This is a genomic window from Glutamicibacter sp. BSL13, from assembly GCF_052928425.1.
Genome location: NZ_JAVGCZ010000080.1, coordinates 1 through 12,662 on the forward strand (window position 1 = coordinate 1; position 12,662 = coordinate 12,662).

Below are 12,662 nucleotides of genomic sequence, written 5' to 3' on the forward strand. Positions count from 1 at the left end.
CGGCGCTGCGCCTGATTACCCCGGCCACCTCGCTGGGCGGGGTGGAAACCCTGGCCGAGCGCCGGGCCCGGCACGCCTCCGAACCGGCCAGCGTGCCGCCGAACCTGATCCGGCTCTCGGTGGGCATCGAGGACCCGCAGGATCTGTGGCGGGACCTGAGCCAGGCGCTGGGGAGCCTGGAAGGCTGAGCCCGCCGCCGTCGGCTGGCTGGTCGGGGTGCCGGTGCGCCAAATGTGTCGTTGCCAATGTGTCCCGGCGCGGGGCCGCGCGGGTAGGCTGGAACCATGCAACTAGCACGCACCATCGAATTCTTTCTGATGTATGCCCTGTCCCTGGTGATCGCGGTCCTGGCGCTGTGGGCGCTGATTGACGCAGTGCGCCACCCCGGGGACCGCTTTGTGGCCGAGGGCAAGCGCACCAAGGGGTTCTGGATGGCGTTGACCGGCGGCAGTGCCTTCATCGCCGTGCTTTCCGTGCTGCCCAACGCGGCCGCGCTCGGCGGCGGATTCCTGCAGCTGATTGCCGCCTGCATCTGCTGCGTCTACCTGGCCGACGTGCGCCCGGCGCTCTCCGGGCGCGGAGGCAACTGGTACAACTACTAACCCGCCGGTCCCTGCGCCCGTTCCGAGGGATGGGCCGGGAGCACCGAGGGGTGACCAACGCCCAGGGTGGGTGCAATGAACCACCGGGGCACGAACCTGCAACGCTAAGATGGGAATCATGAGCCATACTTTGATTTTGCTGCGCCACGGGCAGAGTGAATGGAACGAGAAGAACCTGTTCACCGGGTGGTATGACGTCTCGCTGACCGAGAAGGGCCGCGCCGAGGCCGTGCGCGGCGGCCAGCTGATGGACGAGGCCGGCTACAAGCCGCAGGTCCTGCACACCTCCCTGCTGACCCGTGCCATCGTCACCGCCAACCTGGCGCTGGAGGCCTCCGGGCGTTCCTGGATTCCGGTGCACCGCAGCTGGCGCCTGAACGAACGCCACTATGGGGCGCTGCAGGGCAAGGACAAGGCGCAGACTCTGGCTGAATTCGGCGAGGAGCAGTTCATGCAGTGGCGCCGCAGCTACGACACCCCGCCGCCGGCGCTGGCCGACGACTCGCAGTTCAGCCAGGTCGGCGACGAGCGCTACGCCTCGCTGGGTGATGACGCCCCGCGCACCGAATGCCTCAAGGACGTGCTTGAGCGCATGCTGCCGTACTGGGAGGACTCCATCAAGCCGGATCTGACCGCGGGCAAGACCGTGCTGGTCGCCGCGCACGGCAACTCGCTGCGCGCCCTGGTCAAGCACCTGGATGGCATCAGCGACGAGGACATCGCCGGGCTGAACATTCCCACCGGCATCCCGCTGGTCTACGAACTGGACGAGAACTTCACCCCGGTCACCGCCGGGGGCACCTACCTGGATCCCGAAGCCGCCGCCGAGGCCATCAAGGCAGTGGCCAACCAGGGCCGCAAGTAGGTTCCACGCACTGTAAGACGTGCCACGACCGAAGCGTGAAAGCGCTTCCGACGTGGCACGTCTTTTGCCGTTCCAGTGCCGGCGGAGCCATGGTTGACAGGCTGTGAGCGAAACCTCCCTCCACGATTGTGTTTTTGTCTCATCTATGCTGTAATCTCCTATCTCGAACAGCACAATGGCTCACGTTAGGAATGCAATTCGTGGCAACTGATTACGATGAGGTCCGCCCGGATGTAGCCGAGGCACGTAAGGCTTCACTGGATGCGGTCAAGTCCGCAAACGCCCCCGACGCCAAGAGCGTCGTGCGCGAACTCGACGAAACCGACCACACCGACGGTTTGGAACTGCCCGGTGCTGACTTGTCGAACGAGGAACTGACCGTCACGGTCGTTCCCGCCAAGGACGACGAGTTCATCTGTGGCTCGTGCTTCCTGGTCCGTCACCGCTCGCAGCTGGTGCGCGAGGAAGGCAACATCGGATTCTGCGTCGAGTGCGAAGGCTAATCGCCGCACTTTTACCAGCTTTCTTCAATCGGCATGTTTCGAAGACCACTTCGAGACATGCCGACGGTGTTTAACGGCCCGGCCGTGCGGATTCGCGCTCAGCGGGGCAGCCCACCGCGGTCCAGCTGTTCCAGCAGGCGCGGCCGGTTCGCATGGCGGATGCGCACCTGGGCAATGAACTTCCGTGCCCGCGCCGTCTGACCGGTTTTTGCCGCCAGTTCCAGCAACTGGCGCAGCTGGTCGGCGACCTGCGGGTACATGCGCCGGTCGGCATGCAGCAGCTTGGCTTCCACGCTTGATTCCAGCAGGGGCACGGCCCGTTCGGGGGCGAATGGGGACAACGGCGCTGATCACCTGATCCAGCAGCGCCTGGCCCGGTTCCTCCACGCGTCCCAGCTCATCGCAGGCCCGTGCCGGGTCCTGCAGCACCTGCAGGCCAAAACGCACCGCGTCCCGCGGGGAATCGGAGCGCAGGCGCTCAAAGACCATCTGCTCATGTTCCGGCCACTGACCGGCGCCGAGCCGGTAGATTTGTTCGGCCAGCTCATAGCCGCCGTAGCGGTGGAAAAGCTGCAGCCGGGCAGCCAGGGAGCGTTCGGGTTCCAGCCGGTCCAGCAGCTGCAGCCACAAGCGCAGGGCCCCGGCGCGCGGCCGGGATCCGTCGGGCAGATCAACGTGCACGGCGCGGTGGGCGTAGTTCAGTGCGGCACCGGCCAGGCCGGCCTCGTCCAGGGCCTGCGCAATGAGCAGCGGATCTCGGCTTGGCCCGCCATGGCTTTGGATTATCGCCGAGGCGTCGGCTTCCAGGACTGCCAGGCGTTGGCGGTTGTACTGCGCCACCCGCTGCACCTGCAGAAGGCGGTCAGCCGCGGCCGCCGGTTGCCGGGAAGCCTGGGCCTGCAGGGACTGCAGGGCACGCTGCAGCCGCTGCTTGTATTGGTTGAGCGCCGGGCCGGGCAGCAGCGCGCGGTAGGCGAAGACGTCCGGCTGCCAGTTCGCCGGGGGCCGACGCAGCTGCTGCTGGAGCAGCCATGGCACCAAGTCGGCAGCAGGGACTCCTGCCTGCACGGCGGCCCGGGCGTGCAGCGGGGCCAATTCCTGCAGGGCCACCTGGATCAGCCCGTAGTCATCCCCGGAGCGGGCCAGCTCTGCGGTGAGCAGGTCGATGGCCTGGGCGCAGGTTTGGTACACCGGCAGCGCGGGCCCCTCTTGCAGCATTGCGGCCAGCTGCTCGGCGGCATCCAGCAGATCCAGTTCCAGATCCTGCAGCCACTGACGTGCCGCCGGCCCGCGGGGCGCTGCCGCGGCGCGGCGCAGGTCGAAGCAGTCACGCAGCTGGGCAAGGTCCTGGTCCAGGGCGCTGACCGGGGTGCGGGCCACGGAGTGTGTCCGGGCCATGCTCAGGCCGAGAGTTCGGTGTGCAGCTCGAGCAGTTCGTTGGTGATTTGGGCGAAGACGGACGCGGGGGCCTCGGGCAGCTGGGAGGCCTCGTTGATTTGGCTCAGGGCCTGTTCGGTCAGGTCCCGGGCGTTCTCGCGGTGTCCGCGGTCGGCCAGCGCGCGCAGCAGCGTGATGCCTTCACGGGCTTCGGCTGCGATGCCCTCCGGTTCCCGCAGGGCCGGGCTGATCCCGTCAAAGGTGAAATGCAGCAGGATCCGGGAGAACAGTTCCATCTCTGATTCGTTGCTCATCAATACTCCTTGGCGCAGGCTAGGTTCGTCTCCAGTATGTCATTGACGCGGCGGGCGGCGGCGATGCGCAAATGCCACGGTCCGGCATCCCGTTGGGGAGATGCCGGACCGTGGCATGGTGCTGTCTTGCGTGCCGGGTGGAACCTAGCCCTGGGGCTCCCACTCGCCGGTGACCAGGTAGGTGACCTTGCGTGCGACCGAGACGCCGTGATCGCCAAAGCGTTCCAGGTAGCGGCTGGTCAGCGACACGTCCACGGTGGTGGGGGCGTCCTCCTGCCAGCTTTCCTCGGCAATGATCTGGAAGACCGACGAGTGCAGCTTGTCCAGCTCGCGGTTCAGCTCAATGATCTGGCTGGCGATGGCCAGGTCACGGGTGTCCAGCAGCCGGCCCAGTTCCCGGGCAATGCGGATGTCCAGCTGGGCCATCTTGCTGAAGGTCTCGGAAATTGCCGAGGGCACCGCCCGCTTGGGGAAGCGCAGGCGCGCCAGCTGGGCCAGGTGCCGGGCCAGGTCGCCCATCCGCTCCAGCGAGGCGCTCATGCGCAGCGAACCGACAATCATGCGCAGGTCGCTGGCTACCGGCCCCTGCAGGGCCAGGGTGTCAATGGCCCGCTCATCGAGCTGGGTCTGCAGGAAGTCAATCTTCGCGTCTTCGGCAATGACCTCCTGGGCCAGGTCCACATCCGCGTTGGCCAGCGAGTCCCATGCGCGTTCCATCGCCTCGGCCACCCGCTGTGACATCTCAATGAGGTCTTCGCCGATCTGCTGCAGATCAGCCTGAAATACTTTGCGCACTCGCGTACGTCCTTTCGGGTCCTAGGCGTTCCAGCCCGTTTTCGGGCATGGCGGAGGGATCGTGAACAAGCCTGACAGCACCAGCTTAACTGTGCAGGAGCCAAAGGTGAACGTTTGGTGAACACCACACCCGAAGCGGGAAATCCGGCGACATCCGGCGCTTCACCACCGGTTAATGCCGATACCCTGAAGGGGTGAACGAAGTCTTTCCAACCCTGATCGCCGGCCTGATCGGCCTGGCCCTCGGTGTTGTCGGCGTCCTGGCATACTTTTTCGCCCAACGCCGTTCGGCCCAGCTGCCGGCCGTGGATGAACCGACGCTGCCCGAGGGGGCTGCCGCGGTGCTCTCGGTGATCGGCCGCGCCTTCGTGGTGCTTGATGACGTTGACGGGGTGGTGCGCGCCAACCCTGCCGCCTACGCCTATGGGCTGGTGCGCGGACACACCCTGGTTCACGAACAATTGGCCAACATGGTGCGCCGGGTCCGTGATGACGGGGTGATCACCGAAAGCCAGTTTGAGCTGCAGCGCGGGACCATGGGTCCAGGGGCACTGGTGGTGCACACCCGGGTGGCACCGCTGGGTGAGGAGTACATCCTGCTGCTGGCCGATGACCGCACCGAGATCACCCGCACCGAGGCGATGCGCAACGACTTCGTGGCCAACGTGTCCCACGAACTGAAGACCCCGGTCGGGGCGATTTCCCTGCTCGCCGAGGCGATCGAGGACGGAGCCGACGACCCGGTGGCGGTGCTCCGCTTCACCGGGCGGCTGCACAAGGAATCCTCCCGGCTCTCAGCACTGGTGCAGGACATCATCGAACTCTCCCGGCTGCAAAGCAGCGACGCAATCGTGCACGGGGAGCAGGTGCAGGTGGCCGCCGTGGTGGCCGAGGCGGTGGACCGCAACAAGCTGCTGGCCGAAGAACGCAACATCACGATCTCCGTGGGCGGCCAGGTTCAGGCCCCGGTGCACGGGGATGCGGACCTGCTGATGACCGCGCTGCGCAATCTGATAGACAACGCCATCCGCTACTCCCCGGAGCACAGCGCCGTCGGGGTAGGGCTGCGCGAGCGGGACGGGTTCGCCCTGATCTCCGTGACCGACCAGGGCCCGGGCATCTCCGCGGAGGAGCAGGAACGGGTGTTCGAACGCTTCTACCGGGTGGATTCGGCCCGTTCCCGCCAGACCGGGGGCACCGGGCTGGGGCTGAGCATCGTCAAACACGTGCTGGCCAACCACGGCGGGGAGGTCTCGCTGTGGTCCCAGGAGGGACAGGGATCAACGTTCACCCTGCGCATCCCGACCTTGGATGAGCAGGATCTTGATTTGGAGGGGCCGGTTGTGCGCTCCGCCAGTGGAACTAGCGCGGCCGCCGAGGGCGGGCGTGAAGGAGGAAACCGATGACCCGGATTTTGATCGTCGAAGATGAGGAGTCGCTGTCCGACCCGCTCTCCTACCTGCTGGAGCGTGAGGGCTTCGAGGTACGCATCGCCGATGACGGAATCACCGCGGTTACCGAATTTGAGCGTCACGGGGCGGACCTGGTCCTGCTGGACCTGATGCTCCCGGGGCAGCCGGGCACCGAGGTGATCCGCCAGATCCGGGCCACCAGCCAGGTGCCGGTGATCATGCTGACCGCCAAGGACTCGGAGATCGACAAGGTGGTGGGCCTGGAACTGGGGGCCGATGACTATGTCACCAAACCCTATTCCTCGCGCGAGCTGCTGGCCCGGATTCGGGCCGTGCTGCGCCGCCAGGGCGAAAGCGAGGAGCTGCTGACCAACGTGGTCACCGCCGGGCCGGTGCGCATGGACGTGGAACGCCACGTGGTGTCCGTGAACAACGAGGAAATCGCGATGCCGCTCAAGGAATTCGAACTGCTGGAAATGCTGCTGCGCAACGCCGGACGGGTGCTCACCCGCGGCCAGCTGATCGACCGGGTGTGGGGCAGCGACTACGTGGGCGACACCAAGACCCTGGACGTGCACGTCAAGCGGTTGCGTTCGAAGATCGAAACGGACCCGGCCGCCCCGGCGCACCTGGTGACGGTGCGTGGACTGGGCTACAAGTTCACGGTGTAAACCCGACCGCCGGGTGGATCCGCAGCATTGGGCCGTCGGCACAAGGTGCCGGCGGCCCAATGCTGTGCGAGGGCTCTGGTGCGCTCGGGCAGCGCACCGTCCCTGCCCACCGGGGGCCCGAACCCGTGAACTACGCGCCGCTGGGTGCCGCACGCATTAAAGCGAAGGACCGGCGCACCTGCCCCTTGCTGGGGTGGTGTGCCGGTCCTTCGCGGTTGGTCGTCCGGGCCTGCCGCCTAGTGGCTGCCGCCGTGCTCCGGCTGCTCGCTCGGGGTCAGGTGGTCGGTGGTCGACTGCTCGAAGCCGCCGGGAACGAATTCGCGGTACTCCTTCAGGGTGCCGTCCACAACCGGAATGCTGGTCTCCACGCTTTCACCCTCGGTGCTCAGGGTGGCTTCGGCGTGCTCACCGGGGGCCACGTTCAGCCCGTCCACGACGAATTCCTTGGATTCAAGCTTCACGGTGCCCGAGGCGTCGACCGGAATCTTCACGGCGCTGGCGTTGCCAGCCTTGACGCTCAGGGTCAGGGAGCTGTCCGAGTTGTTGACAACGCTGCCAATCAGGCGGGCTTCCTGGTGCTCGGCGTTGGTCACCAGCAGCAGGTTGCGGACCTTGGCGTCGGCGACATCGGCAATGATGCCATCGCTCGGGGCGTAGTTGGTGGTGGTTTCCTGCTGGTTAATGGCGCCACAGCCAGTGACACCCAGTGCCAACCCGGCCAGGGCGAGGGACGCGGCGATACGGCGTCCAGCGGTCATGCGTGCGGTGATCACGACACAAACTCCTCGATGAGAATAGTGAGTTGCATGGTTTCGTGGTGCACTTTCGGGGTTCTGCAATTTTCGAAACAGGCCACACGAAGTCCACGACTATTACCTAGCCTAACGGTTTAAGCGTGAAAAGCGTGATTTGGCGAGCTGTAACACTGGACAACCCGAACGGTGGGAAAGGGGCTTGGGTTGTCCGTTGGACTCTGAACTACTTTCTTCATACCACGTTTCTCCCCCGTTTGGAAGAGTGAAAACCGCATGAATTCGCGGTTATTGGGGCATAGGTAACAGCGGCCAAAAAACCGGTCGTGGTAGACTAGTACGTGGGAAAGGGGTTTATCCACATGGTTTTTGAGGTTGGCGAGACTGTAGTCTACCCGCACCACGGCGCGGCAATGATCGAAGAGATCAAGATGCGCAAGATCAAGGGCGAAGAGAAAATGTATCTCAAGCTCAAGGTGGCGCAGGGTGACCTGACCATCGAGGTCCCGGCCGAGAACGTTGACTTGGTTGGAGTGCGTGACGTGGTCGGTCAGGAAGGCTTGGACCATGTGTTCGAGGTCCTTCGTGCTGAATTTACCGAGGAGCCGACCAACTGGTCGCGCCGCTACAAGGCAAACTTGGAAAAGCTTGCCTCCGGTGATGTCATCAAGGTGGCAGAGGTCGTGCGTGACCTGTGGCGCCGTGAGAACGACCGCGGCCTGTCCGCGGGCGAGAAGCGCATGCTGTCCAAGGCGCGCCAGGTGCTGATCAGCGAATTGGCGCTGGCCAAGGACCTGGACGAAACCAAGGCCGAAGGGCTCTTGGATGAGGTTTTGGCTTCCCACTAGATCAGTGGGCACACCGGGGCGCAAACCCCGGCTGAGAATCATCGACCGTGGTCGGTTGCTACAGGTAACCAACCACGGTTCTCTCGTTTAACCAGCACCGCGCGGCCTCGTGGTGCCGGGGCACAGTAGGCTGGAAGACGTGAATGAACACCCCAACGTTGATGCCGCGCTGATCCTGGTCGCGGCCGGCAGCGGCACCCGCCTGGGTGCCGGAATTCCCAAGGCGCTGGTGACCATCGAGGGCCGCAGCCTGCTGCAGCACTGCCTGGACCGGGCCACGCAGGTAGCCGAGCTGGCGCAGATCGTGGTCGTGGTGCCCCCCTCCGATGAGCTGCTGGCCGAACAGGCCCGGCCCTACGGCCCCCGGGTCAGCTGCGTGCCTGGCGGCGCGACGCGAGCCGAATCTGTGGGCGCCGGCCTTGAAGCGGTCGACCAGCCCCTGACCCGGATCCTGGTCCATGATGTGGCCCGCGCGCTGACACCGCCGGACACCTTCGAGCGCGTCCTGCAGACTCTGGAAGATCCACAGCGTCCGGCCGTCATCCCCGCCCTGGCGGTCACCGACACCATTTCCGTGGTCGAGCAGACCAGCGGGTCCGACACGGTGCGCGACACCCCGGCCCGAGCCAGCTTGCGTGCCGTGCAGACCCCACAGGGGTTCCACGCGCCCGTCCTGCGGGCCGCGCATGCCGCGCTGCGCGAAGCCAGCGACGCCCGGCGTGAGGCGGTCACCGATGACGCCTCCCTGGTCCGGGCCCAGGGACATTCGGTGACAGTCATCGCCGGGGACCAGCGGGCGTTGAAAATCACCCATCCGCAGGACATTCACGCCGCACGGACAATTCTGCGGGACGACACGGAGGAAGACGCCATGGACCAGCCGCTGATCCCACGCATCGGCAACGCCATCGATGTGCACGCGGTGAGCAAGGATCCGCAGCGTCCAATGTGGCTGGCCGGACTGCTGTTTGCCGATGACGTGGGACTCGACGGGCACTCCGATGGCGACGCGGTGGCGCACGCCGCCTGCGACGCCCTGTTTTCCGCCGCCGGAATCGGGGACCTGGGCACACACTTCGGGGTGGACCGGCCGGAGATGGCGGGAGCCAGCGGCACCACGCTGCTGGCCGAGGCCGCCCGGATCGTACGCGCTGCCGGCTATCAGATCGGCAACGTCTCCGTACAGTTCGTTGGACGCCGTCCCCGCTTCGCCGCTCGCCGCGAAGAAGCCAACCAGGTGCTTAGCGACGCGGCGCAAGCCTCGGTCACCGTTACCGCCACCACCAGCGATGGCCTGGGGTACGAAGGGGAGGGCGTCGGAATCACCGCCTACGCCACCGCCCTGGTCTATCGCCGCGACTAGCGCCCCGGCAGCCGGGATCGCCAGCCGGCGGGCGACACCGAGGGGATTTGCGCCACCTGCCGCCCCTGAACCGCGGGCTTTCGGATAACCTTAATGCTGTGAGCCTGCGATTCTACGACACCAAATCAGCGTCCGTGCGAGACTTCCAGCCCATCACCGAGGGCGAGGTCAAGCTGTACTACTGTGGCGCCACCGTGCAGGGGATGCCGCACGTGGGGCACGTTCGCAGCGCAATTGTCTTTGACATCCTCACCCGCTGGCTGGAATACCGCGGCTTCGCGGTGACCACCGTACGCAACGTCACCGACATCGACGACAAGATCCTGGAAAAGTCCGCCGCGTCCTTCGCGCCGGACTTCGCCGCCGATCAGTACTACCGTCCCCGTGAACAGTGGTTCGCCCTGGCCTACCGTTTCGAGCAGGAGTTCGCCCGTGCCTACGAGACCCTGGGGGTACGCCGTCCCACCTACGAGCCGCGGGCGACCGGGCACGTGCCGGAAATGCATGAGCTGATCGAACTGCTGATCGAGCGGGGACACGCCTACCCGGCCAGCGACGGGTCCGGCGACGTGTACTTCGACGTGCGTTCCTTCCCCGAGTACGGGGCACTGACCCGCCAGAAGGTCGATGACATGCAGGAAGCGGCCGACGCCGACCCGCGCGGCAAGCGCGACCCGCGCGACTTTGCGTTGTGGAAGGGGCACAAGGACAGCGACCCGCTGACCGCCTCCTGGCCCAGCCCCTGGGGCCGCGGGCGTCCGGGCTGGCACCTGGAGTGCTCCGCCATGGCCGGCAAGTACCTGGGCGAACACTTCGACATCCACGGCGGCGGGCTGGACCTGCGCTTCCCACACCACGAAAACGAGCTGGCCCAGTCCGCGGCGGCCGGCCACGGATTCGCGAACTTCTGGATGCACAACGGCATGGTCACCTACCAGGGCGAGAAGATGTCCAAATCCGTGGGCAACACCATCTCCCCGCACCAGATGCTGGAGCAGGCAACCCCGCGGGTGGTGCGCTACTTCCTGGGACAGGCGCAGTACCGCTCGCAGCTGGACTACCGTCCGGATTCGCTGACCGAGGCCGCAGCGGCGGTCGAGCGCATTGACACCTTCATCGCCAACGCCCGCTACCGGTTGGAGGCTGCGGCCGGGACCGCCAACGCCGTTCTGGACTCCCAGTCCAGAACGGTGCCCGAGGCCTTCGCGGCGGCGATGGATGATGACCTGAACGTCCCCCAGGCCCTGGCGGCACTGCACGAGACCGTGCGTGAGGGCAACGCGGCGCTGGACAACCACGATGAGGCCACAGTGGCCCGGGCCCTTGGCCAGGTGCTGGCCATGGTCCGGGTGCTGGGACTGGATGACGCCACCGAACCGGAGACCACCGGCACCAGCGCCGAATACCAGGTGCTCGACCAGATGATCCAGGCGCAGCTGGCCGAACGCGCCGAGGCCCGCGCGGCCAAGGACTGGGCCCGTTCGGACCAGATCCGTGACGCCCTGGCCTCGCTGGGCATCAGCGTCGTCGACTCCGCCGACGGGGTGCGCTGGACCCTGGAGAAATAGCAGGCAAGGCCCCGCGCCACCGGCGTCCCGGCGCCCGGCAACCAATCACAGATTTTTGAACTAAAGGAAACCGCGAGTATGAGCACACCAAAGGATCGGCCAGGAGCCGTTCGCAAGAACAAGAAGGGCCCGACCAAGGGCAGCGGCGGCAAGGGCCGCAAGTCCCTGGAAGGCCGCGGACCGACCCCCAAGGCCGAGGACCGGCCGTACCACAAGGCCTACCGCAGCAAGCAGCTGGCCGAACGCTCCCAGGCCAAGCGTCCCACCACCCGCCGTCCGCGGGTGAACGCTGAGATGGTGACCGGACGCAACTCGGTGGTGGAGGCGTTGCGCGCCGGCATCCCGGCCAAGGCCCTGCACATTGCGGTGCGCATTGACGTTGATGACCGGGTGCGTGAATCCCTGAAGCTCGCCGCCGAACAGGGTATCCCGGTCATGGAAGCCAGCCGAGTGGAGCTGGATCGGATGACCGATGACGCTATCCACCAGGGCCTGGCCCTGCAGGTTCCGCCTTATGAGTACCAGGACGCGGTGGAACTGACCACCAAGGTCGCCCGGGACTACGAGAAGGGCTACGAGCGCAACCTGCCGTTGTTCCTGGCCCTGGACGGAATCACCGACCCCCGCAACCTGGGTGCCATCATCCGTTCGGCCTCGGCCTTCAGCGCCCAGGCTGTCATTGTTCCCGAACGCCGCAGCGTGGGCGTCACCGCTTCGGCCTGGAAGACCAGCGCCGGCGCCGCCGTACGCGTGCCAGTCGCCAAGGCCAGCAACCTGACCAGTGCCCTGAAGGAGATGAAGGCCGCGGGTATCTTCGTCATCGGACTGGACGCCGGGGGAGATGTCGAGCTTCCGAACCTGGAACTGGCCACCGAGCCGCTGTGCATCGTGATCGGTTCCGAGGGCAAGGGACTGTCGCGACTGGTTCGTGAAACCTGCGACGCTATCGTCTCAATTCCGATCTCTTCGGCCATGGAGTCCCTGAACGCCTCGATGGCGGCGGGCATCGCACTCTACGAAGTAGCGCGGCGACGCCAGGATGCCGGCCAGTAGAACGGGGCTCTGATTGGCCAAGCGTCGGCGCAGCCCAACGCAACGGCAGAACCCGACAAAGAGCGGGCCGGAGATATCCGGCCCGCTCTTTGCGCTCTCCCCGCATGCGAGACGTGGTTCACAACAACCGATTCGACGCTCTTCACGAGGGGCGGAGGCGAAAGCGGGGTGAATATCCCCGGGAATCCGGGCGAGAAACGGGTGCAGGAAACCGCAGCAGAACGTTTTGCGTTCATCGAAATTTCGTGTAGAGTTAGTACCCGCGCCGCTCGAACAGAACGGTTTGAACCGAAGAAGTTTAGGCGCGAGATCAAATCACCGAGTTGACAAAGATCAGCCAAGTGGTAAGATTGAAAAGTTGCTCCGGAGCGAAGCGGCCAGCCAGATGATGGTGGTTCGTGGTGTCGGAAGCGCTTGTTGTTTGAGAACTCAATAGTGTGCCAAGTTTGTTGATACCAAATTATTTTTGTTTGGTGAATACGAAACATTTATTTGCTTGATCGCCCGCACCCCCGTGTGTGGTGGTTGAGTGTTTTTTA

Annotated in this window: 14 protein-coding genes; 10 read left to right on the forward strand and 4 right to left on the reverse strand. The window is 65.5% G+C overall.

Annotation, left to right across the window (positions count from 1 at the left end; translation table 11 throughout):
* The 4 genes from RCJ92_RS12195 to RCJ92_RS12210 form a co-directional block, all read left to right on the forward strand.
* Positions 1-188 (forward strand): PLP-dependent transferase (locus RCJ92_RS12195; RefSeq protein WP_446754693.1); only part of this gene is annotated, 188 nt, incomplete at its 5' end.
* Between the two features lie 96 nt (positions 189-284).
* Positions 285-602, forward strand: a complete 318-nt coding sequence (locus RCJ92_RS12200; protein ID WP_054821668.1) for a DUF2516 family protein — start codon at positions 285-287, stop codon at positions 600-602.
* Positions 603-720: 118 nt separating this feature from the next.
* Positions 721-1,467 (forward strand): phosphoglyceromutase, encoded by a 747-nt coding sequence (locus tag RCJ92_RS12205; protein ID WP_212743868.1) that lies wholly within the window; start codon positions 721-723, stop codon positions 1,465-1,467.
* A gap of 200 nt (positions 1,468-1,667) precedes the next feature.
* Positions 1,668-1,970 (forward strand): DUF4193 domain-containing protein, encoded by a 303-nt coding sequence (locus tag RCJ92_RS12210; RefSeq protein ID WP_054821669.1) that lies wholly within the window; start codon positions 1,668-1,670, stop codon positions 1,968-1,970.
* A gap of 24 nt (positions 1,971-1,994) precedes the next feature.
* Here RCJ92_RS12210 and RCJ92_RS12215 read toward each other — a convergent pair whose 3' ends face one another.
* From RCJ92_RS12215 to phoU, 3 genes are all read right to left on the reverse strand, one after another.
* On the reverse strand, positions 1,995-3,368 hold the full coding sequence (locus tag RCJ92_RS12215) for a hypothetical protein (RefSeq protein ID WP_446754694.1): 1,374 nt from the start codon (positions 3,366-3,368) through the stop codon (positions 1,995-1,997).
* Between the two features lie 2 nt (positions 3,369-3,370).
* Positions 3,371-3,661: a hypothetical protein gene (locus tag RCJ92_RS12220; RefSeq protein ID WP_343833316.1), complete on the reverse strand. Its 291-nt coding sequence runs from the start codon at positions 3,659-3,661 to the stop codon at positions 3,371-3,373.
* Between the two features lie 144 nt (positions 3,662-3,805).
* Complete coding sequence (gene phoU, locus RCJ92_RS12225) at positions 3,806-4,456, reverse strand: phosphate signaling complex protein PhoU (protein ID WP_138174924.1); 651 nt, start codon at positions 4,454-4,456, stop codon at positions 3,806-3,808.
* Positions 4,457-4,650: 194 nt separating this feature from the next.
* Between phoU and RCJ92_RS12230 the strand changes: the two genes are divergently transcribed.
* Together RCJ92_RS12230 and RCJ92_RS12235 are read left to right on the forward strand one after the other, a co-directional pair.
* Entirely contained in the window at positions 4,651-5,862 is a 1,212-nt protein-coding gene (locus RCJ92_RS12230) for a sensor histidine kinase (protein WP_446754695.1), read from the forward strand.
* Positions 5,859-6,539, forward strand: a complete 681-nt coding sequence (locus RCJ92_RS12235; protein WP_138174920.1) for a response regulator transcription factor — start codon at positions 5,859-5,861, stop codon at positions 6,537-6,539. Before RCJ92_RS12230 ends, RCJ92_RS12235 begins: the two co-directional genes overlap by 4 nt.
* Before the next feature lie 236 nt (positions 6,540-6,775).
* Here RCJ92_RS12235 and RCJ92_RS12240 read toward each other — a convergent pair whose 3' ends face one another.
* Positions 6,776-7,312: a hypothetical protein gene (locus tag RCJ92_RS12240; RefSeq protein WP_054821814.1), complete on the reverse strand. Its 537-nt coding sequence runs from the start codon at positions 7,310-7,312 to the stop codon at positions 6,776-6,778.
* A 341-nt stretch (positions 7,313-7,653) separates the two neighbouring features.
* On the opposite strand from RCJ92_RS12240, the gene RCJ92_RS12245 reads away from it, so the two are divergent.
* From RCJ92_RS12245 to rlmB, 4 genes are all read left to right on the forward strand, one after another.
* The gene (locus RCJ92_RS12245; RefSeq protein WP_054821813.1) at positions 7,654-8,139 is read left to right on the forward strand and encodes a CarD family transcriptional regulator; all 486 of its coding nucleotides are present in this window, start codon (positions 7,654-7,656) and stop codon (positions 8,137-8,139) included.
* 139 nt (positions 8,140-8,278) lie between these two features.
* Positions 8,279-9,502: a 2-C-methyl-D-erythritol 4-phosphate cytidylyltransferase gene (gene ispD / locus RCJ92_RS12250; RefSeq protein WP_446754696.1), complete on the forward strand. Its 1,224-nt coding sequence runs from the start codon at positions 8,279-8,281 to the stop codon at positions 9,500-9,502.
* 98 nt (positions 9,503-9,600) lie between these two features.
* Entirely contained in the window at positions 9,601-11,070 is a 1,470-nt protein-coding gene (gene cysS / locus RCJ92_RS12255) for a cysteine--tRNA ligase (protein WP_446754697.1), read from the forward strand.
* 78 nt (positions 11,071-11,148) lie between these two features.
* Positions 11,149-12,123, forward strand: a complete 975-nt coding sequence (rlmB, locus tag RCJ92_RS12260) for a 23S rRNA (guanosine(2251)-2'-O)-methyltransferase RlmB (RefSeq protein ID WP_138174914.1) — start codon at positions 11,149-11,151, stop codon at positions 12,121-12,123.
* Positions 12,124-12,662: the final 539 nt, after the last annotated feature.

Coding starts and splice junctions, on each gene's coding strand:
- RCJ92_RS12200 (WP_054821668.1), top strand. CDS start 285: ATGCAACTAGCACGCACCATCGAATTCTTTCTGATGTATGCCCTGTCC.
- RCJ92_RS12205 (WP_212743868.1), top strand. CDS start 721: ATGAGCCATACTTTGATTTTGCTGCGCCACGGGCAGAGTGAATGGAAC.
- RCJ92_RS12215 (WP_446754694.1), bottom strand. CDS start 3,368: ATGGCCCGGACACACTCCGTGGCCCGCACCCCGGTCAGCGCCCTGGAC.
- RCJ92_RS12220 (WP_343833316.1), bottom strand. CDS start 3,661: ATGAGCAACGAATCAGAGATGGAACTGTTCTCCCGGATCCTGCTGCAT.
- RCJ92_RS12235 (WP_138174920.1), top strand. CDS start 5,859: ATGACCCGGATTTTGATCGTCGAAGATGAGGAGTCGCTGTCCGACCCG.
- RCJ92_RS12245 (WP_054821813.1), top strand. CDS start 7,654: ATGGTTTTTGAGGTTGGCGAGACTGTAGTCTACCCGCACCACGGCGCG.
- rlmB (WP_138174914.1), top strand. CDS start 11,149: ATGAGCACACCAAAGGATCGGCCAGGAGCCGTTCGCAAGAACAAGAAG.